General features: G+C 72.6%; 16 protein-coding genes. 14 read left to right on the top strand and 2 right to left on the bottom strand.

Annotated features, from left to right (window positions below):
* The first annotated feature begins 24 nt into the window (after positions 1–24).
* The 11 genes from R2E43_RS11060 (at position 25) to R2E43_RS11010 (ending at position 11844) form a co-directional block, all read left to right on the top strand.
* Positions 25–519: a cupin domain-containing protein gene (locus tag R2E43_RS11060; RefSeq protein WP_319129901.1), complete on the top strand. Its 495-nt coding sequence runs from the start codon at positions 25–27 to the stop codon at positions 517–519.
* A 144-nt stretch (positions 520–663) separates the two neighbouring features.
* A complete protein-coding gene (gatC, locus tag R2E43_RS11055) occupies positions 664–960 on the top strand; it encodes an Asp-tRNA(Asn)/Glu-tRNA(Gln) amidotransferase subunit GatC (protein WP_003973500.1) in 297 nt (98 codons plus the stop codon).
* Positions 961–963: 3 nt separating this feature from the next.
* Positions 964–2457 carry an Asp-tRNA(Asn)/Glu-tRNA(Gln) amidotransferase subunit GatA gene (gene gatA / locus R2E43_RS11050; RefSeq protein ID WP_003973499.1) on the top strand — a complete coding sequence of 498 codons (1494 nt, stop codon included), beginning with the start codon at positions 964–966 and terminating at the stop codon, positions 2455–2457.
* Positions 2454–2693 (top strand): hypothetical protein, encoded by a 240-nt coding sequence (locus R2E43_RS11045; RefSeq protein WP_007444751.1) that lies wholly within the window; start codon positions 2454–2456, stop codon positions 2691–2693. The genes gatA and R2E43_RS11045 overlap by 4 nt, the downstream gene beginning before the upstream one ends.
* Before the next feature lie 15 nt (positions 2694–2708).
* Positions 2709–4223, top strand: coding sequence for an Asp-tRNA(Asn)/Glu-tRNA(Gln) amidotransferase subunit GatB (gene gatB, locus R2E43_RS11040; RefSeq protein ID WP_011030281.1), 1515 nt, complete (start codon positions 2709–2711; stop codon positions 4221–4223).
* A 241-nt stretch (positions 4224–4464) separates the two neighbouring features.
* Positions 4465–6711 carry an MMPL family transporter gene (locus R2E43_RS11035; RefSeq protein ID WP_003973496.1) on the top strand — a complete coding sequence of 749 codons (2247 nt, stop codon included), beginning with the start codon at positions 4465–4467 and terminating at the stop codon, positions 6709–6711.
* Positions 6689–7273 carry a GNAT family N-acetyltransferase gene (locus tag R2E43_RS11030; protein WP_003973495.1) on the top strand — a complete coding sequence of 195 codons (585 nt, stop codon included), beginning with the start codon at positions 6689–6691 and terminating at the stop codon, positions 7271–7273. The genes R2E43_RS11035 and R2E43_RS11030 overlap by 23 nt, the downstream gene beginning before the upstream one ends.
* A 35-nt stretch (positions 7274–7308) precedes the next feature.
* Positions 7309–7944: a hypothetical protein gene (locus R2E43_RS11025; protein ID WP_030870079.1), complete on the top strand. Its 636-nt coding sequence runs from the start codon at positions 7309–7311 to the stop codon at positions 7942–7944.
* A 195-nt stretch (positions 7945–8139) separates the two neighbouring features.
* Positions 8140–8325 carry a hypothetical protein gene (locus R2E43_RS11020; RefSeq protein WP_003973493.1) on the top strand — a complete coding sequence of 62 codons (186 nt, stop codon included), beginning with the start codon at positions 8140–8142 and terminating at the stop codon, positions 8323–8325.
* 116 nt (positions 8326–8441) lie between these two features.
* Positions 8442–11597, top strand: a complete 3156-nt coding sequence (locus R2E43_RS11015; RefSeq protein WP_332056148.1) for a helix-turn-helix transcriptional regulator — start codon at positions 8442–8444, stop codon at positions 11595–11597.
* Between the two features lie 37 nt (positions 11598–11634).
* A complete protein-coding gene (locus tag R2E43_RS11010) occupies positions 11635–11844 on the top strand; it encodes a DUF6191 domain-containing protein (RefSeq protein ID WP_093457049.1) in 210 nt (69 codons plus the stop codon).
* A gap of 8 nt (positions 11845–11852) precedes the next feature.
* Here R2E43_RS11010 and R2E43_RS11005 read toward each other — a convergent pair whose 3' ends face one another.
* Both R2E43_RS11005 and R2E43_RS11000 read right to left on the bottom strand, forming a co-directional pair.
* Positions 11853–13061: a PQQ-dependent sugar dehydrogenase gene (locus R2E43_RS11005; protein ID WP_093457050.1), complete on the bottom strand. Its 1209-nt coding sequence runs from the start codon at positions 13059–13061 to the stop codon at positions 11853–11855.
* 124 nt (positions 13062–13185) lie between these two features.
* Positions 13186–14184 (bottom strand): aldo/keto reductase, encoded by a 999-nt coding sequence (locus tag R2E43_RS11000; RefSeq protein ID WP_030870088.1) that lies wholly within the window; start codon positions 14182–14184, stop codon positions 13186–13188.
* Positions 14185–14258: 74 nt separating this feature from the next.
* Between R2E43_RS11000 and R2E43_RS10995 the strand changes: the two genes are divergently transcribed.
* The 3 genes from R2E43_RS10995 to R2E43_RS10985 all read left to right on the top strand — a co-directional run bounded on the left by R2E43_RS10995 (position 14259) and on the right by R2E43_RS10985 (position 20850).
* On the top strand, positions 14259–15200 hold the full coding sequence (locus R2E43_RS10995; RefSeq protein WP_011030286.1) for a 2-hydroxyacid dehydrogenase: 942 nt from the start codon (positions 14259–14261) through the stop codon (positions 15198–15200).
* A gap of 420 nt (positions 15201–15620) precedes the next feature.
* Positions 15621–18767: a putative bifunctional diguanylate cyclase/phosphodiesterase gene (locus tag R2E43_RS10990; RefSeq protein ID WP_332056147.1), complete on the top strand. Its 3147-nt coding sequence runs from the start codon at positions 15621–15623 to the stop codon at positions 18765–18767.
* Positions 18768–19008: 241 nt separating this feature from the next.
* Positions 19009–20850 (top strand): acetolactate synthase large subunit, encoded by a 1842-nt coding sequence (locus R2E43_RS10985; protein WP_003973484.1) that lies wholly within the window; start codon positions 19009–19011, stop codon positions 20848–20850.
* Positions 20851–20858 lie beyond the last annotated feature (8 nt).

Below are 20858 nucleotides of genomic sequence, written 5' to 3'. Positions count from 1 at the left end.
CAATCGTCTTCAGGGGGTTCGAGAATGTCGCTGTTCGTTCCGAAGTTCGACGAGTCCGTGGTCGTCCGCGAGGCCGAGGCCGAGGTCGTCGGCCGCGCGCCCACCGCCGTGCGCCTGCTGGCCGACAGCAGCTCCACCGGCGGCGCCCTGTCCACCCAGCGCGTCACCCTCACCGCGGGCGCCGACGGCGCCAAGCCGCACTGGCACGACAACTCCGCCGAGATGTTCTTCCTCCTCGACGGCGCCGCCGACGTGCTCTCCGGCGACGAGGTCCTCACCGCGGGCCCCGGCGACCTGATCGTCGTCCCGCCCGGCAAACCGCACGCCTTCGCCGCCGTGCCGGGCGCCGACGCCGACCTGCTCATCGTCCTCGCACCCGGCGTCGAACGCTTCGAGTACTTCCGCCATCTCCAGCGCATCGCCCTCGGCGAGGCCACCCCGGAGAGCCTGCTGGAGGTCCAGGAGCTGTACGACAACCACTTCCTGAGCAGCGCAGCCTGGGACGCGCGGCGCGGGTGAGCCGCCCCCCGGGGGAAACCGTTTAACGGCCACGGGGCCCGGCCCCATAGGATTGGGCCAAACCGATTGGGCCGAATCGACGGGGACAAGCGACTTGTCCCGGCCGAAGTGCCCCGACCACACACTCACCCAGAGGAACGCTGCATGCCTGGCATCACGCGCGAGGAGGTCGCCCACCTCGCCCGGCTGGCGCGTCTGGAGCTGAAGCCCGAAGAGCTCGAGCACTTCGCGGGACAGCTGGACGACATCATCGGCGCGGTCGCCCGCGTCAGCGAGGTCGCCGACCAAGACGTACCGCCGACCTCGCACCCGCTCCCGCTGACGAACGTCATGCGGCCGGACGAGGTCCGTCCGTCGCTCACGCCCGAGCAGGCGCTCTCCGGCGCCCCGGCCCAGGAGCAGCAGCGTTTCAAGGTGCCGCAGATCCTGGGGGAGGAGTAAGCCATGAGCGACATCATCAAGCTCACCGCGGCCGAGATCGCCGCGAAGATCGCCTCCGGCGAGCTGACCGCCGTCCAGGTCACCGAGGCCCACCTGGCCCGCATCGAGGCCGTCGACGAGAAGGTGCACGCCTTCCTGCACGTGGACCGCGAGGGCGCGCTGGCCCAGGCCCGCGCCGTCGACGAGAAGCGCGAGCGCGGCGAGAAGCTCGGTCCGCTGGCCGGCGTCCCCCTCGCGCTCAAGGACATCTTCACCACCGAGGGCATCCCCACCACCGTCGGCTCGAAGATCCTCGAGGGCTGGATCCCGCCGTACGACGCGACCGTCACCAAGCGCCTCAAGGCCGCCGACGTCGTCATCCTCGGCAAGACCAACATGGACGAGTTCGCCATGGGGTCCTCCACCGAGAACAGCGCCTACGGCCCGACCGGCAACCCCTGGGACCTCACCAAGATCCCCGGCGGCTCCGGCGGCGGCTCCTCCGCGGCCCTCGCCGCCTTCCAGGCCCCGCTCGCCATCGGCACCGACACCGGCGGTTCCATCCGCCAGCCCGCGTCCGTCACCGGCACGGTCGGCGTCAAGCCGACGTACGGCGGCGTCTCCCGCTACGGCATGGTGGCCTTCTCCTCCTCCCTCGACCAGGGCGGCCCCTGCGCCCGCACGGTCCTGGACGCGGCCCTGCTGCACGAGGTGATCGCCGGCCACGACCCGATGGACTCCACCTCCATCGACGCCCCCGTCCCCGCGGTCGTCGAGGCCGCCCGCAACGGCAGCGTCGACGGCATGCGCGTCGGCGTCGTCAAGCAGTTCCGCGGCGAGGGCTACCAGGCCGGTGTCGTCCAGCGCTTCGACGAGTCCGTCGAGCTGCTGAAGTCGCTGGGCGCCGAGATCGTCGAGCTGGACTGCCCGTCCTTCGACCTCGCGCTCTCCGCGTACTACCTGATCGCCCCGTCCGAGTGCTCCTCCAACCTCGCCCGCTTCGACGGCCTGCGCTACGGCGCGCGCGTCGGCGACGACGGCACGCACTCCGCCGAGGAGGTCACCTCCCTGACCCGCGAGGCCGGCTTCGGCCCCGAGGTCAAGCGCCGCATCATGCTCGGCACGTACGCCCTGTCGAGCGGGTACTACGACGCGTACTACGGCAGCGCCCAGAAGGTCCGCACCCTCATCAAGCAGGAGTTCGAGCGGGCCTTCGAGCAGGTCGACGTGATCGTCTCCCCGACGACCCCGACCACCGCCTTCGCGATCGGCGAGCGCGCCGACGACCCGATGGCGATGTACCTGGCCGACCTGTGCACCATCCCCACCAACCTGGCGGGCAACGCGGCCATGTCGCTGCCCTGCGGCCTCGCGCCGGAGGACAACCTGCCGGTGGGTCTGCAGATCATCGCCCCCGCCATGAAGGACGACCGGCTCTACAAGGTCGGCGCCGCCGTCGAGGCCGCCTTCGTGGAAAAGTGGGGCCACCCGCTGATCGAGGAGGCTCCGTCGCTGTGAGTGCACTGACCAAGGCCAAGGGCTTCAAGAAGTCCAAGTCCGGTCTGTACGTCTCGATGGCCACGTCGGCGTTCGGCGCCGTCGGGGTCTACAAGCAGATCAAGAAGGCCCGTGGCGAGAGCGACACGCTGCGACTGCTCGACGCCGTCGTCACCGGAGCCGCCGTCGTCACCAACCTCGCCATCCTGTACCGCGAGCTGAAGCGTCTCGGCGACGACGACGTCCTGCTGGGCTGAGAGGGAAGTTTCACCGTGACCACCACGACCGACCTGGTGTCGTACGAGGACGCACTCGCGTCGTACGACCCCGTCATGGGCCTCGAGGTCCATGTCGAACTCGGCACCAAGACCAAGATGTTCTGCGGCTGTTCGACCGCGCTCGGTGCGGACCCGAACACCCAGACCTGCCCCGTCTGCCTCGGCATGCCCGGCGCGCTCCCGGCCGTCAACGCGACCGGCGTCGAGTCGGCGATCAAGATCGGCCTCGCGCTGAACTGCGAGATCGCCGAGTGGTGCCGCTTCGCCCGGAAGAACTACTTCTATCCGGACATGCCGAAGAACTTCCAGACCTCCCAGTACGACGAGCCGATCGCCTTCGACGGCTACCTCGACGTGCAGCTGGAGGACGGGGAGACCTTCCGCGTCCAGATCGAGCGCGCCCACATGGAGGAGGACACCGGCAAGTCGCTGCACGTCGGTGGCGCGACGGGCCGCATCCACGGCGCCTCGCACTCCCTGCTCGACTACAACCGCGCCGGCATCCCGCTCATCGAGATCGTCACCAAGCCGATCGAGGGAGCGGGCGAGCGGGCCCCCGAGGTCGCCCGGGCGTACGTCCGTGAGCTGCGCGAACTCATCCGTGCCCTCGGCGTGTCCGAGGCCCGCATGGAGATGGGCCAGATGCGCTGCGACGTCAACCTGTCGCTGCGCCCGCACGGCCGGGAGAAGTTCGGCACCCGCAGCGAGACCAAGAACGTCAACTCGCTGCGCTCCGTCGAGCGGGCCGCCCGCTTCGAGATCCAGCGGCACGCCGCCGTGCTGAACGACGGCGGCACGATCATCCAGGAGACCCGCCACTTCCACGAGGACACGGGGTCCACCACCTCGGGCCGCGTGAAGGAGGAGGCCGAGGACTACCGGTACTTCCCGGAGCCCGACCTGGTGCCCGTCGCTCCCTCCCGCCAGTGGGTCGAGGAGATCCGTTCCGGGCTGCCCGAGCTGCCGCTGGTGCGCCGCAACCGGCTCCGCGAGGAGTGGGGCATCTCCGGCAACGACATGCAGTCCATCCTCAACGCCGGAGCCCTGGACCCGATCGTCGCCACGATCGACGCCGGTGCCGACGCGGCCTCCGCCCGCAAGTGGTGGATGGGCGAGCTGGCCCGCAGCGCCAACGAGTCGGGCAAGGCGCTCGACGAGCTGGCGATCACGCCGGTCCAGGTCGCCCGTGTCGCCGAGCTGGTGACCAAGGGCGAGCTGAACGACAAGCTGGCCCGCCAGGTCATCCTCGGCGTCCTCGCCGGTGAGGGCACGCCGGACGAGGTCGTCGACAAGCGCGGCCTGAAGGTCGTCTCCGACGAGGGCGCGCTGACCACCGCCGTCGACGAGGCCATCGCCGGCAACCCGGGCGTCGCGGACAAGATCCGCGGCGGCAAGGTGGCGGCCGCCGGCGCCCTGGTCGGCGCGGTCATGAAGGCGACCAGGGGCCAGGCGGACGCGGCCCGCGTCAAGGAGCTGATCCTGGAGAAGCTGGGCGTGGCCGAAGGCTGACACCCGCACACGCAAGGCCCTGGGGGGACGCGCCGAGCACGGCGGGTTCCCCCAGGGCCGTTGTTGTGAATAAGGACACTAAGTCCGCAAAGGATCACTTCTGCCTGCAAGAGTGATTCCGCATTGCTCATGCGTTCTTTGCGGTCTGTTCGCACCATGGACGGCCATTCCCGGTCTTCCCGGCTTCACGGGTGTTCCCGGTCAAAGATCCACAATTCAGACACCCCCCGGGAGCACGTTCGTGGCAGCCCTCGCACGCTGGTGTGTTCAACGTCGCCTCGTCACCGTCCTGCTCTGGCTGCTCGCCCTCGGCGGCGTCGCCACGGCGGCCACGGTCGCCGGGTCCGCGTACTCCAACGACTACGGCATCCCCGGCACCGGCTCCGACCGCGCCTCCCGGCTGCTCGAATCCCGCTTCCCCGACCTCGGCGGCGACAGCGACACGATCGTCTGGCACACCACGTCCGGCACCGTCCGCGCCGCCGACGTCGAACAGGCCATGACCCGCACCCTGGACCGCATCGCGGACCTGCCCGGGGTGGCCGCGGTCAGCAACCCGTACCACGACGCCGACTCGCCCCTGATCAGCGAGAACGCCGACACCGCGTACGCCACCGTCACCTTCGAGGACGCCTCCCAGGACCTCGACCCGGGCCAGGCACGGGCCGTCGTCGACACCGCAGAGGCCGCCGAGACCGGCGGACTCCGGATCGAACTGGGCGGTGGCGCCATAGCGCTCACCGAGTCCGGCGGCAGCCACCTCGCCGAGGCCGTCGGCGTGGCCGTGGCCGCGGTCGTCCTGTTCCTCGCCTTCGGCTCCGTCGCCGCCGCGCTGCTGCCCATCGCCACCGCGCTGGTCTCCGTCGGCACCGCCTACGCCGGCATCACGCTCCTCGGCCACGCCATGACCGTCGCCGACTTCGCCCCCATGCTCGGCACCCTCATCGGACTCGGTGTGGGGATCGACTACGCGCTGTTCATCGTCACCAGACACCGGCGCGGGCTGAAACGGGGCCTGTCCGTGGCGGACGCCGCCGCCGACGCCGTGGCGACCACCGGACGAGCCGTGGTGTTCGCGGGTGCCACCGTCTGCATCGCCCTGCTGGGCATGCTGATCCTCCGGCTGAGCTTCCTCAACGGCGTCGCCGTCGCCGCCTCGCTGACCGTGCTCCTCACCGTCGCCGCCTCCGTGACGCTGCTGCCCGCCCTGCTGTCGTACATCGGCCCGCGCGCCCTGAGCCGGCGCGAGCGGCGCCGGCTGGCCGAGCACGGCCCCGAGCCCGAGGTGCCGACCGGGTTCGCCGCCCGCTGGTCGGCCTTCGTCGAGCGCCGTCCGAAACTGCTCGGCGCGCTCGCCCTGGTCGTCATCACCGTCATCGCCCTGCCCACCCTCGGCCTGCGCCTCGGCACCTCCGACCAGGGCAACGACCCCCAGGGCACCACCACCCGCCAGGCCTACGACCTCCTCGCCGACGGCTTCGGCCCCGGCGTCAACGGCCCGCTGACCCTGGTCACCGAGGTCCGCGGTGCCGAGGACCGCCTCGCCCTGGACAACCTGGACGCCACCCTGCGCACCACCGAGGGCGTCTCCTCGGTGACGCCGGTCATGTACAACTCCGGGGGCGACGCCGCGTACCTCACCGTCGTACCCGAGTCGGCGCCGCAGTCCGAGGACACCAGCGACCTGGTCGAGCGGCTGCGCTCCGAGGTGCTGCCGCGCGCCGAGGCCGGCACCGCGCTCGACGTGCACGTCGGCGGCGTGACGGCGGGCTACGACGACTTCGCCGACGTCATCGTCGGCAAGCTGCCCCTCTTCGTCGGCGTCGTCATCGGCCTCGGCTGCCTCCTGCTCCTGCTGGCCTTCCGGTCCGTCGGCATCCCCCTCAAGGCCGCCGCCATGAACGTGGCCGCGGTGGCCGCCGCCTTCGGCGTGGTCGTGGCGATCTTCCAGTGGGGCTGGGGAAGCGAGCTGCTCGGCCTCGGCAGCGCGGGGCCCATCGAACCCTTCCTGCCCGTGATCATGGTCTCGGTGCTCTTCGGGCTCTCCATGGACTACCAGGTCTTCCTCGTCAGCCGGATGTACGAGGAGTGGCTGGAGACCGGCGACAACCGCCGGGCCGTCCGGGTCGGGCTCGCCGAGACCGGCCGCGTGATCAACTCCGCCGCCGTCATCATGATCTCGGTCTTCCTCGCCTTCGTCCTCAGCGGCGACCGGGTGATCGCCATGTTCGGCATCGCGCTGGCCGCCGCGGTCGCCCTGGACGCCTTCGTGCTGCGCACCCTCCTGGTGCCCGCCCTGATGCACCTGCTCGGCCGCGCCAACTGGTGGCTGCCGCGCCGCCTGGACGCCCTCCTGCCGCGCATCAGCATCGAGCCGCCCGAGTGCCGGGCCGCCCATGAGAGGCTGGCCGCGGCGACGGACGCGGAGGTGGCGGACGTCCTTGCGGAGGAGGAACGGCAGCGGGATGTACGCGATACCACTGGGTGACGACGGAGCCGAACTGCGCCCCCTGGAGACCTGGCACGCCGAGGAGTTCCTGGCCCACCTGGACCGGGGCCGGGACTTCATCACCGAGCACATCCCCTTCGGGGCGAAAGCCACCGACGTTGACTCCGCGCGCGAGGTGCTCCAGGCCTACGCCGACCGGCACGCCGCGGACAGCGGCTTCCTGCACGGGCTGTGGCTGGACGGCACCCTCGTCGGCGGCCTGCTCTACCGCGTCTTCGACGCCGCCACCGGCGTCTGCGAGATCGGCTGCTGGCTGGAGCCCGCCGGAACGGGCCGCGGCCTGGTCACCCGCGGTGCCCGCGTACTGATCGACTGGGCCTTCGACGAGCGCGGCATGCACCGCGTGGAGTGGTACGCCTCGACGGCGAACACCCCGAGTGCCAACGCCGCGCGGCGACTCGGCATGATGCGTGAGGGCGTGCTGCGCGAGAGCTTCCCCCACCGGGGCACGCGCCAGGACATGGAGGTGTGGGCGGTGCTCGCACCCGAGTGGCGGGCCGCACGGGAAGCACGCGCGCGTGCCGCTCAAAGGGATCATTAAGGGACCTCTCAGACAGCGTCCGTACGGTGCGAGGCATGGGAACGAAGACAGTGGACGAGACCGGCGTGAAGACCGACGAGCACAAGACGGACGAGGCGGCCGACGCGGCCGAGGCGACCGAGGCGACCGAGGCCCCCGAGTCCATTGACGTCACCAAGGCGGCCGAGGCCCCCGAAGCGGCCGGGACCGACACCCCCGAGGACGCCGACGCGTCGACGGACGAGGACACGGACGAGGGCCCGGACGGCACCGGCACCGCAGGGACCGGGGCGGCCCCCACCGGCGTCGGCCAGGGCGCGGGCGCCGTGGTCTCCGCCGGTCTCGGCATCGTCTCCCTGACCGGGAGCTGGGTCGGCACCGTGGCCTCCGCGCGCGAGTCGCTGATGGGCCAGCTGCAGACGTCCTCGTCGTCGGACGTCGGCACGCTGATCGAGAAGGGCTACGGCAACGCCTGGCAGGCCACCGCGATGTGGGGCGGCATCTTCGCCCTGGTCGCGCTGATCGTCGGCGTCGTCGTGCTGGCCCGTCCCGCGTTCGGCGCGCCCGGCCGCCCGCAGGCCCCGTGGATCAAGTCGGTCGCCTGGGCGGGCGTCGCCCTCGGCGTCATCGGCCTGCTGCTGGCCGTCCTGAAGTACACGGACGTCCTGCTGGGGCTGCCCGCCACCGGCTGACCAGGCATTCCCGAGGGGTCTTAGGACGGTCGCCCGCCTGTGGCGCGCGCCCTAAGACCCCTCAGGCGCGTCTAAGGCCCCGCGCGGCGCCGAAGATGCGGAACTTACCCGATGTGGCCCACCCCCCTGGGAGACGAAGGTTGAGGCATCGCAAGCAAGCGAAGCCGAAACCGAAGCGAAGCCGAGGGGCACACCATGTACGAGTACGAGTTCCAGCAGTACCGCTCCGCCGAACTGATCCGCCGCGCCGACGAGGCCCGGCTGGCCCGCGAGGTGGTCCGGGCCCGCCGCGCCGCCCGCCGCCAGGCCCGGCACGGTGGTGCCGTGGCCGAGAGCCATACACCGCGCCGACGCGGGCACCGGTTCGCCCGGACCGCGTGAACGGGGGAGCCGGGGAGGGGGGCCGCACGGCCTCCCTCCCCGCCGTCGTTCCCGCCGCCGTCGCGGGGGTTGTCCACCTGCCGAAAACCGGTGACCCGCTGTCGTACCCGCGTGCGATGCTCGCTTCCGTGGAGACCAGGTCCGTCAGTCCCGTGTTCGTCGGCCGCACCGGCGAACTGGACACGTTGAACGACGCGCTCGCCCGCGCCACGGGCAGCGACACCGCCGGGGCGACCGCCGCCGGGGCGACCGCCACCAGGGCGTCAGCCACCGGCGGAGAGCCGCAGGCACTGCTGCTCGGCGGCGAGGCCGGCGTCGGCAAGACCCGCCTCGTCGAGGAGTTCGCCGCCGCGGCGGACCGGCGCGGCGCCGTCGTCGCGCTGGGCGGCTGCGTGGAGATCGGCGCCGACGGGCTGCCCTTCGCACCCTTCTCCACCGCGCTGCGCGCCCTGCGCCGCCACCTGCCCGAGGAGCTGGCCGCCGCGGCCGCCGGCCAGGAGGAGGAACTGGCCCGGCTGCTGCCCGAACTGGCCGAGGGCACGGCGGTCACCGGCGGCGGCCGGCACGACGAGGAGAGCATGGCCCGGCTCTTCGAACTCACCGCCCGCCTCCTGGAGCGCGTCGCCGCCCGGCACACGGTCGTCCTCGTCCTGGAGGACCTGCACTGGGCCGACGCCTCCACCCGCCACCTGATCGCCTACCTCTTGCGCACCCTGCGCACCGGCCGCCTCGTCGTCCTCGCCACCTACCGCTCCGACGACATCCACCGCCGCCACCCGCTGCGCCCCCTGCTCGCGGAGCTGGACCGGCTGCGCACCGTCCGCCGCCTCGAACTCGGCCGCTTCACCCGCGACGAGGTGGGCCGCCAGATCGCCGGGATCCTCGCCCACGAGCCCGACCAGCTCCAGGTCGACGAGATCTTCGAACGCTCCGACGGCAACGCCTTCTTCGTCGAGGAACTCGCCGTCGCCGCACGCGTCGGCAGCTGCACCGGCCTCACCGACTCTCTGCGCGACCTGCTCCTGGTCCGCGTCGAAGCCCTGCCCGAGAGCGCCCAGCGGGTCGCCCGGATCGTCGCCGAGGGCGGCTCCACCGTCGAGTACCGGCTGCTCGCCGCCGTCGCCCGGCTCGCCGAGGACGACCTCATCGAGGCGCTGCGCTCCGCGGTGAACGCCAACATCCTGCTCCCCGCGCCCGACGGCGACGGCTACCGCTTCCGGCACTCCCTGGTGCGCGAGGCCGTCGGCGACGACCTGCTCCCCGGCGAACGCTCCCGCCTCAACCGGCGCTACGCCGAAGCCCTGGACGCCGATCCCACGCTGGTGCCCGCCGCCGAGCGCGTGATGCGCCTGGCCAGCTACTGGTACCACGCCCACGCCCCCGCCAAGGCCCTGCCGGCCGTCCTGGACGCCTCCGTCGAGGCCCGCCGCCGGCATGCCTACTCCGAACAGCTGCGGCTGCTGGAGCGCGCGATGGAACTGTGGGACTCCGCCCCCGACGACGTACGGGCCACCTTGCGCCCCGTCGACTGCACCGAGGTCTACCCTCCCCGCGCCTGCGACCCCGCCACCACGCCCCTGCGCTACCTGGACCTGATGGCCGAGGCCGCGGTCGCCGGGCGGCTGTGCGGGGAGCGCGAACGCGCCATGAAGATCACCAAACGGGCGCTGCGCCTCCTGGAGGACGAACAGGACACGGGCACCGGGGCGGGGGCGAGCGGCCGCGACCCGCAGCGCGCGGCCTGGTTCTGGACCCAGCGCTCGCTGCTGGTGCAGGCACAGGGCCGCGGCGACGGCTGGCGGGAGCTGGGCATCGCCCAGGAACTGGTCCGCGGCCTGCCGCCGTCCCAGGTGCACGCCGAGGTGCTCGCCATGTCCGCCAACTGGTCGATGCTCCACAGCCCCGGCCCCGACGCGATGACGGCAGCCGAACGGGCCGTCGAGTACGCCCGCATGGTGGGCGCCGAGGAGATCGAGCTGAACGCCCGGCTCACCCTCGGCGGCCTGATGGTGGACGCCGGGCAGATCGACGCCGGACTCGCCGAGATGTTCCAGGTCAGGGACCTGGTGGTGGCCCAGGACCGGTCCGCCGTGGTGGCTCGCAGCCACGTCAACCTGCCCTCGTCCCTGGAAGGCGTCGGCCGCTCGCGGGACGCGCTCGGCATCCTGCGCGAAGGCATCGACCTCACTCGGCGCAGGGGGCTGCTGGAGTCCGAGGCCTGGGTCTGGGGCAACCTCGCCGAGTCGCTCATCTCCCTGGGCCGCTGGGACGAGGCCCTCGAAGCGGCGGACCGGGCCGGAGCACCGGGCCGCAGCCCCGCGCCACGCGGCGGCGCCGCACTCAAACGCGCCGTCGTCGCCCTCGCCCGCGGCGAGCGGGCCGAGGCCGCCGGACTGCTCGCCGAGGCCCGCGCCGCCTACGGGACCCACGACCCGATGCCGCAGCACCGCCTGCCGCTGGCGGCCCTCGCCGTCGGCGTCGCCGCGGCCGAGGGACGCCTCCCGGACGCCCGGGCCGAACTGGTCCGCGTCCTGGACGCGGGCTTCCCGCCCGGCACCCAGCGCTTCGGCTGGCCGCTGCTGCTGTCCGCCGCCGCGGCGGAGGCCGACGCGCGTGCCCTGCCGGCCGCCGAGGAGGGCCGCGCCGACCTCCTCGACCGCCTCGCCGAGGCCGCGAAGCACCTGACGACGGGCGCCCCGGTCTGGGTCGCCCACGAGCGCTGGGTCCGCGCCGAACTCCACCGCGCCCGGGGCCGCGACACCCCCCGGCTCTGGTCGGAGGCGGTCACCGCCTTCGAATGCCTGGAGCGTCCCTACGACCTCGCCCGCGTCCGGTACCGGCTGGCCGACGCCCTCCTGGCCACCGGCGGCGACGACGAGCGCGCCCGCGCCACGGAGCTGCTGCGTCTGGCCCGCACCGTCGCCGACCACCTCGGCGCGCGCCCGCTGTCCGACGCGGTCGCCGTGCTCGGCCGGCGTGCCCGTCTCACCCTCGGCCGCGCCGCCGGACCGGTACCCGCGTCCGGGCCCGCCGACCCGGCAGACGCCCTCGGCCTCACCGGCCGGGAGCGGGACGTCCTGCGGCTGGTCTCCGACGGCCGCACCAACCGGCAGATAGCCGAGGAGCTCTTCATCTCGCCCAAGACGGCCAGCGTCCACGTCTCCAACATCCTGGCCAAGCTCGGCGTCTCCGGCCGCGGCGAGGCGGCGGCGGTGGCCCACCGGCTGGCGCTGTTCCCCGCCGAACGGCTCACGTCCCCTTCGCCGGAGTGAGGCTTACGCTGTAAGGACGCCGACCGACGGAGGCCCGATGTTCAACGCATTCGAGGAACTGTTCTCGCCCGGCCGCAAACACACCAACGACGAGCAGAACCGCCTCGAACTGACCCGCGAGGACGTGGGCGACGGCGACCCCGGTCACGGCCCCATAGACCTCACGTCGGGCAAGGTCGTCGTCCACCGGCCGCGCACCGACGAGGAGGCCGAGGAGCCCGGGACCCCGTCCCCGGAAGACGAGTAGCCGGCCGCCTACTCCACCTCCAGCTCCAGAATCCGGTCGTCGCCGCCCTTCGCGTCGCCGCGGCCGTCCGTGTTGCTGGTCACCAGCCACAGCTTGTCGCCGCCCGCCGGGGCCACCGTGCGCAGCCGGCCGTACTCGCCCTCCAGGAACGCCTGCGGATCGGCCGCGGCCGCCGTCCCCTTCAGCGGAATCCGCCACAGCCGCTCACCGCGCAGCCCCGCCATCCACACGGAGCCCTCGGCATACGCGATGCCGCTGGGGGAGGCCTCGTCGGTGCTCCACTGCGCGACCGGGTCGTGGAAGCCGGAGCCGCCGCCCTTGCCCTCCGCCTCGGGCCAGCCGTAGTTGTCGCCCGGCTTGATCGCGTTCAGCTCGTCCCAGGTGTCCTGACCGAACTCCGAGGCGAACAGCCGCTGCTTGTCGTCCCAGGCCAGCCCCTGCACGTTCCGATGGCCGTACGAGTACACGGGGGAGTCGGGGAAGGGGTTGCCGGGCGCCGGTTCGCCGTCCGGGGTCATCCGCAGGATCTTGCCGCCGAGGGACTTCCTGTCCTGCGACAGACCGGTGTCACCGCTCTCGCCCGTGCCCGCGTAGAGCATCTTGTCCGGTCCGAAGGCGATCCGCCCGCCGTTGTGGATCACCCCCTTGGGGATGCCCCGGAAGACCGTGTCCGGTGCGCCCAGCTGCTCGCCCGACGGCTTCTTCTCGTCGTACAGCATGCGCACGATGCGGTTGTCCGAGGCGGAGGTGAAGTACGCGTAGACCATGTGGTCCGAGGCGTAGTCGGGGGAGAGCGCGATACCGAGCAGGCCGCCCTCGCCGGACGGGGACACCCCGGGCACCTCGCCCAGCTCGGTCTTCCTGCCCGTCTTCGCGTCGACGCGCGTGATCGTGGCCTCGTCGCGCGAGGACACCAGCAGGTCGCCGCCCGGCAGGGGGGCCAGGCCCCAGGGGCTGTTCAGCCCCGTGGCGACCGTGCGGAGCACCTTGACCGAGCCCTTCGCGGGCGGTGCCTGCTCGGTGGGCGATCCGGCGGGCGAGGACTGCGCCGCCGTACTGGTGGGGGAGGCGCCGCGGTCCGTTTTGGACGGGTCCGCGCCGTCGGAGGAGCCGGAGGAGCAGCCGGCCGTCAGCAGGAGAGCGGCGGCCAGCACGGCCGGCACGGCTCGACGTTGCACGATCTTGGTCCCTTCGACGCGGCGGGTTCTCCCTGTCATACACCGCAGGGGCTCCCCAGGTTCCCGATCGCCGAATCCCGAACCGCGAACCGCGAACCGCGAACCGCGAGCCGCGAACCCCGAACCCCGGCCCCCGACTCCGGCCGACCGGGTGCCGCCGGCCTCACTCCCAGGAACCCTGCCCCGGCGGCAGCACCCGCACCTCCGCCAGGTCCCGCTCGGTCAGCCGCAGCCGGGCCGCTCCCGCGTTCTGCGTCACCCAGCGCTCCTGCTTGGTGCCCGGCACCGGCACCACGTGCCGCCCCTGCGCCAGCACCCAGGCCAGCGCCACCTGCGCGGCGGTGACCCCGTCGCCGTGCCGGGCCGCGATCCGGCGCAGCGCGGCCACGATCGGCTGGTTGGCGGCCATCATCTCGGCGGTGAAGCGGGGGTGCCGGGCCCGCAGGTCCTCCGGTTCGAAGCCCTGGCCGGGCGTCAGCGTGCCGGTCAGGTAGCCGTTGCCCAGCGGCATCGCGGCCAGGAAACCGACGCCGCGCGAGACGCACCACGGCAGCAGGGTCCGCAAGGCCTCCGGCGACCACACCGACAGCTCGGCCTCCACCGCGCTCACCGGGAAGACCTGCTGCACCCGCTCCAGTTGGCGGATCGTCGCGTCGTGCAGACGTGCCCCCGGCCGCCGGGCCGAGCGCGCCCCGACCGCGCAGAGGCCGAGCGCCCGCACCTTCCCGGCCCGCACCAGCTCCGCCATCGCGCCCCAGGTCTCCTCGACGGGTATCTCCGGGTCGGCGCGGTGCAGTTGGTAGAGGTCGATGACGTCCGTCTGGAGCCGGCGCAGGGACGCGTCGCAGGCACGCCGCACATAGCCGGGGCGGCCGTTGGCCACGATGTGCTGCTCACCCACCAGCAGGCCGACCTTGGTCGACACGAAGGCCTCGGACCGCCGCTCCCTCAACACCCGGCCCAGCAGCAGCTCGTTGGTGAACGGGCCGTACATGTCCGCCGTGTCCAGCAGGGAGACACCGAGGTCGAGGGCCCGGTGCACGGCCCTGAGCGACTCGTCGCCCCGCTGCCGCGAGGCGCTGTACGCCCAGTTCATCGGCATGCACCCCAGTCCGACGGCCCCCACCGCGAGTGCCGTCGCGCCGATCGTCCTGCGCTCCACCGGTCGTGACCCTCCCTTGTCGGACCACCCAACCTAACCTTTGCCTCTCCGCCCCCTGACATAGCCTCCTGACCATGACTGCTGACGTGTGGCTGCCCATCCCGCCGGACGAGATCGAGGGCCTTCCCGAGGGTCCCGCCTACCGCCACTGGGACGGCGAGGAGGCCTTCCCCGCCGACCCGGCCGACTGCGCCTTCTACGTCGTGCCCTACATGAAGCCCAGCACGGTGGGGGTACGCCCGCTGCCCGGGATGCGCTCCGTCCAGGTCGTCCAGACCCTCTCCGCGGGCATCGACCACGTCGAACCCGGCCTCGGGCACCTGCCCGCCGGCGTACGGCTGTGCAACGCGCGCGGTGTGCACGAGGCCAGCACCGCGGAGCTGACCCTGGCCCTGATCCTGGCCTCGCTGCGCGGCATCCCGGACTTCGTGCGGGCGCAGGACCGCGGCGAGTGGCTCGGCGGGTTCCGGCCCGCGCTCGCGGACCGGACGGTCCTCATCGTCGGGTACGGGTCGATCGGCGCCGCGATCGAGGACCGGCTCGTGCCGTTCGAGGTCGCGCCGGTGGTGCGCGTCGCGCGCTCCGCCCGCACCACGGAGCGCGGCCCCGTGCACCCGCTCACCGAGCTTCCCCGCCTGCTCCCGCAGGCCGACGTCGTCATCCTGTCCACCCCGCTCACCGAGGCCACCCGGGGACTGGCCGGCGCCGAGTTCCTGGCCCGGATGAAGGACGGCGCCCTGCTCGTCAACGTGGCGCGCGGACCGGTCGTGGACACGAAGGCGTTGCTCGCCGAACTGGAGAGCGGACGCCTCACCGCGGCCCTCGACGTGACCGACCCCGAACCGCTGCCGCCGGGCCACCCCCTGTGGCATGCTCCCGGCATAGTCGTCAGCCCGCACGCGGGCGGTCCGACCTCCGCCTTCCTGCCGCGCGCCGAGCGGCTGCTGGTGGACCAGTTGACCCGGTTCGTGAACCGGGAGCCGCTGCGCAACGTGATCCTGACGACGGGCTCGTAATCCGTCTCGAGCACCCTCCGCGACTCCCCGGATGCGGTGGGTGCCCGCATATCCGCTGGTCGTCACGGAGCGTAGAGAACCTATGTCCCTGAGTGACGAGACTGGTGTATCGTCCGACAGGGGACGCGCCGCGCACCGTACGGCGCCGGGGATGGACATCTCAGACTGTGGAGGGGGGCGACGGGCGATGCACGGCCTATGGACCGACGATCCGACGCGGCGGAGCCGCCGCCGGCGACCCTGGCGCACGGCCACGACCACGACCACGACCGCGCGCCGACGGGGTCGGGCCGGCCACCACGGCGGCCGGCCCGCTCCGCGCTGCCCCCACCCGCACCGACCGGACGACCGCAGCAGGCAGGACCGGCCGGTCCACCGGTGCGCGCGGGACGCGGGAGCGGTGCGGACCCGGAGGCCCCGGTGAGTCCGCCCCCCGCGCCCACGCTGGACGGAGCGCTGCGCGGACAGGCCGGGCCCGGGCCGCTGCTGCCCCGGCCGTCGGCCGCCGCCGGTGGGCCACCCCTCGTCCGCCAGCTCGTGCTCGCCCTGGTCTGCGCGGCCTACGCCGTTGGTGCCGCGCTCGGCTGGGGTTCGCAGTACGTCGCCAAGATCATGGGCGACTTCGGGCTGAGCGCCGCCGCGGCCGCCGCCGCCGTCTCCTGCTTCCTCTACGCCCGCGGACGCCGCGTCCGCTTTCGACCGGCCTGGCTGCTCTTCGCCCTCTCCTCGGCGATGGCGTCCCTGGGCAATCTGGTCTGGGGGTGGTACGAGGTCGTGCTGCGGGTGCCGGTGCCCAACCCCAGCTACGCGGATCTGTTCTTCCTGTGCTTCGCCCCGCCCTCCATCGTGGGGCTCCTCGTGCTGGCCAAGCGGCCGGTGACCAAGGCCGGCTGGATCTGCCTGGGCCTGGACGCCTGGCTGATCGGCGGTTCGCTGCTGACCCTGGCCTGGAGCCTGGCGCTCGCCCAGGCGGCCAAGGCCGAGGGCGGGTCCAGCGTGGCGCACGCCGCGCTCTCGGTGGCCTACCCGCTGCTCGACATCGCCCTCGTCAGCATGGTGCTCGCCCTGCACTTCCGGCGGTCGCCCGTCTGCAGATCCGCCGTCAACACCGCCATCGGCGCGCTCGCCCTGACCGTGGTGTGCGACGCCCTGTTCACCTCGCCGCTGCTGCACAACAGCTACCGCTCCGGGCAGTTGCTCGACGCGGGCTGGTTCGCCGGCTCCCTGCTGCTCGCGTACGCCCCCTGGGCCGCGTCCCGGCGCGGGCGGGCGACGCCGGACGAGACGGGGACCGGCGGCCACACCCGCGTGGTGCGCGAGCACGTGCCCGGCCAGCGCGGCAGCGGTCACCAGCCCCCGCCCCCCTCGGCACCGTCCGCCCCGCCACCGCCGGCACCGACCGCCCCGCCCCCGTCGGCACCGACCGCCCCGCCCCCCGCCCTGCCCGGACCCGGGCAGGGCGGCGAACGGGGCCGCTATCCGGCCGCCCGCCCCATCGCCGGGTCCCTGGCCGCGCTCACGCCGTACCTCGCGGCCGCCGTCTGCACCCTGGGCATCCTCTACAACGTGCTCAACGGCCGCAGCGTCGACCGCGTGGTCCTGCTGACCGGCGGCACCGTCGTGCTCGCGCTCGTCGTCAGGCAGGGCATCATGCTGCTCGACAACATCGTCCTCACCCAGGAACTGGCCCAGAAGGAGAACCACTTCCGCTCCCTGGTCCAGGGCTCCAGCGACGTCATCATGATCGCCGCGCCCAACGGCATCCTCCGCTACGTCTCCCCGGCCGCCGCCGGGGTCTACGGACGGCCCGCGGAGGAGCTGGTGGGCACCGAACTGGCCGGGCTCATCCACCCCGAGGACCTCGGCTGCGTGGTGCACGAGGTACGCCGGTTCCTGGCCGCCAACCCGGTCGAGGAACCCACCACACGCATCGAGTGCCGCTTCCGTTCCGGGGGCGGGGGAGGGTGGCTCAACGTCGAGTCCACCGTCAACCGGCACCACGGCGGCCTCATCTTCAACAGCCGGGACGTGACCGAGAGAGTGCGCCTCCAGGCGCAGCTCCAGCACAACGCCGAACACGACCCGCTCACCGACCTGCCCAACCGCGCCCTGTTCACCCGGCGCGTCCAGCAGGCCCTCTCCGGCCGCCGCGCCTCGGACCGGGGCGCCGCCCTGCGCGGGACGGCGGTGCTCTTCATCGACCTCGACGGCTTCAAGGGCGTCAACGACACCATCGGGCACCAGGCCGGGGACGAGCTGCTCGTCCAGGCCGCCCGCAGACTCCACGAGGCCGTCCGCAAGGGCGACACCGCCTCCCGACTGGGCGGTGACGAGTTCGCGGCCCTCATCGTCGGGGACGGCGCCCGGGACCGGGCCGCCCGCGAGGGCCACATCCGCGAGTTGGCCGACCGGCTCAGACTGACGCTCTCCCAGCCCTACCTCATCGACGGCAACGAAGTCCGGGTCAACGCCTCCATCGGCGTCGCCTTCGCCGAACCGGGTCTGGGCGCCGGCGAGTTGCTGCGCAACGCCGACCTCGCCATGTACCGGGCCAAGGCGGGCGGCAAGGGGCGCGTCGAGCTGTACCGACCGCAGATGCAGCAGGACGTCGTACGCAAGGCCGAGCTGGCCACCCGGCTGCGGGCCGCGCTGCACGACGGCGAGTTCGCCCTGCTGCACCAGCCCGTGGTCTCGCTGACGGACGGCCGGATCACGTCGGTGTGCGCCCAGGCGCGCTGGCGCTCCTCGCAGGGCGTGCTGTTCACCCCCGCCGAGTTCCTGCGGGTGACCGAGGAGGGCGACAGAACCGCCGAACTCGACCGCTGGGTGCTGCGCGAGGCCGTCGAGCAGGCCGCCGAGCGCGCGGCGGCCGGGCTGTCCGTGTCCGTGGCCATACGCATCGGCGCCCGCCGCCTGCTGGACCGTTCCATGCCGCTGGGCTCCGTGGAGGCCCTGCTGACCCGGCACGGACTGCCCCCGGGCTCCCTTGTGATCGAGCTGTCGGACATTGACCCACGGGTCGGCCTCGACGAGCTGGACCGCCGGCTGAACGCCCTGCGCAGGGTCGGCGTCCGGATCGCCCTGGACGGCTTCGGCAGCGGCTACGCGGCGATCACGGCGCTGCGGCGCCTGCCCGTGGACGTCCTGAAGCTCGACCGGGGCCTGGTCGAGGGCGTCGTGGAGTCCGCGCGGCTGCACAAGATCACCAGTGGTCTGCTGCGCATCGCCACCGACCTCGGACTGAAGTCCGTGGCCGACGGTGTCGACCTGCCCGAGCAGATCGTCGCCCTGCGCGCGATGGGCTGTACGCACGGACAGGGCATGGCGTTCTCCGGGGCCCTGGACGAGTACCGGCTGCGCAGAGCGCTCGCGGCCGGTCACTACCCGGTGCCCCACGGGCCGGCCGAGCCGGCCTTCGCGGGCGGCGGTGCCGGGGTCTACGCCAAGGGTGTCGGCGGCCCGGGCCCGGGTCAGGTCACGGGCGGTGTTCCCTCCGGACTGCCGGCCGTTCTGAGTGGTGGCACGGCCCTTCGCTCACATAATGAGACTCCCGTCCCACCCACTTGACAGTGAGTGTGCGCCGGAGGGAAGGTCAGTGCCATGCGCACCCGAATTCTCGTACTTGGAAAGCGCGTCGGCTGAAGCTGGTGACGTCCGGACCGACCCGGACTCCCCGCGACCCACACCGACGCGCTCCCCTCGCTTGCCTTACGGCACGAGGGGTTTTTTGTTGCACAGGCACCTGCCGAGCAGCAGCACAGATCGTCCGAATCTCGCAAAAACCCTCAGCATCGAGAAGAGAACGCCGATGACCGAGCAGGCCACCGGGGCTCACCCGCAGCCCCGGCCCCGATCCGGAGGACAGTCCGCCCCCGAGCACGTCACGGGTGCGCAGTCCCTCATTCGCTCTCTCGAGGAGGTCGGCGCCGACACCGTATTCGGCATCCCCGGAGGCACCATCCTTCCGGCCTACGACCCGCTGATGGACTCCACCAGGGTGCGCCACGTCCTGGTCCGCCACGAGCAGGGCGCCGGCCACGCGGCCACCGGCTACGCGCAGGCCACCGGCAAGGTCGGCGTCTGCATGGCGACCTCGGGCCCCGGGGCCACCAACCTGGTGACCCCGATCGCCGACGCCAACCTGGACTCCGTGCCGCTGGTCGCGATCACCGGGCAGGTGGTCTCCTCCGCGATCGGCACGGACGCCTTCCAGGAGGCGGACATCGTCGGCATCACCATGCCGATCACCAAGCACAGCTTCCTGGTCACCAAGGCCGAGGACATCCCCCGGGTGATCGCGCAGGCGTTCCACATCGCCTCCACCGGCCGCCCCGGCCCCGTCCTGGTCGACATCCCCAAGGACATCCTCCAGAAGAAGACCACCTTCTCCTGGCCGCCGGTCATGGACCTGCCCGGCTACCGCCCGGTCACCAAGCCGCACGCCAAGCAGATCCGCGAGGCGGCCAAGCTGATCTCCGCGGCGAAGCGGCCCGTGCTCTACGTCGGCGGCGGCGTCCTCAAGGCGAAGGCCACCGCCGAGCTGAAGGTCCTCGCCGAACTCACCGGAGCGCCCGTCACCACCACCCTGATGGCGCTCGGCGCGTTCCCCGACAGCCACCCGCTGCACGTGGGAATGCCGGGCATGCACGGTGCGGTCACCGCCGTCACCGCGCTGCAGAAGGCCGACCTGATCGTCGCCCTCGGAGCCCGCTTCGACGACCGCGTCACCGGCAAGCTGGACAGCTTCGCCCCGCACGCCAAGATCGTCCACGCCGACATCGACCCGGCCGAGATCGGCAAGAACCGCGCCGCCGACGTGCCGATCGTCGGCGACGCCCGCGAGGTCGTCGCCGACCTCGTGCAGGCCGTCCAGAAGGAGCACGACGAGGGCAACAAGGGCGACTACAGCGCCTGGTGGAAGGACCTGAGCCGCTGGCGCGACACCTACCCCCTCGGCTACGACCAGCCCGAGGACGGCTCGCTCTCCCCGCAGCAGGTCATCGAGCGCATCGGGCAGCTGGCACCCGAGGGCACGATCTTCGCGGCGGGCGTCGGCCAGCACCAGATGTGGGCCGCGCACTTCGTCCAGTACGAAAAGCCCGCCACCTGGCTGAACTCGGGCGGCGCGGGGACCATGGGCTACGCGGTCCCGGCGGCCATGGGCGCCCAGGCCGGCATGCCCGGCCGCACCGTCTGGGCGATCGACGGCGACGGCTGCTTCCAGATGACCAACCAGGAACTGACCACCTGCGCCCTGAACAACATCCCGATCAAGGTCGCCGTCATCAACAACGGCGCCCTCGGGATGGTCCGCCAGTGGCAGACCCTGTTCTACAACCAGCGGTACTCCAACACGGTGCTGCACTCCGGCCCGGACGACGTCAACCCGGAGGCCCGCGGCACCCGCGTCCCCGACTTCGTGAAGCTGTCGGAGGCCATGGGCTGCTACGCCATCCGCTGCGAGGACCCCGCCGACCTCGACAAGGTGATCGAGGAGGCCAACTCCGTCAACGACCGCCCCGTCGTCGTCGACTTCATCGTCCACGAGGACGCCATGGTCTGGCCGATGGTCGCCGCCGGCACCTCCAACGACGAGATCCTGGCCGCCCGGGACGTCCGCCCCGACTTCGGCGACAACGAAGACGACTGAGCGAGAGA

It is taken from the genome of Streptomyces violaceoruber (genome assembly GCF_033406955.1).
GTDB classification, from domain to species: domain Bacteria; phylum Actinomycetota; class Actinomycetes; order Streptomycetales; family Streptomycetaceae; genus Streptomyces; species Streptomyces violaceoruber.
The sequence above is the reverse complement of the archived record's forward strand: the minus strand, read 5'-3'. Positions and strand labels throughout refer to the sequence as shown.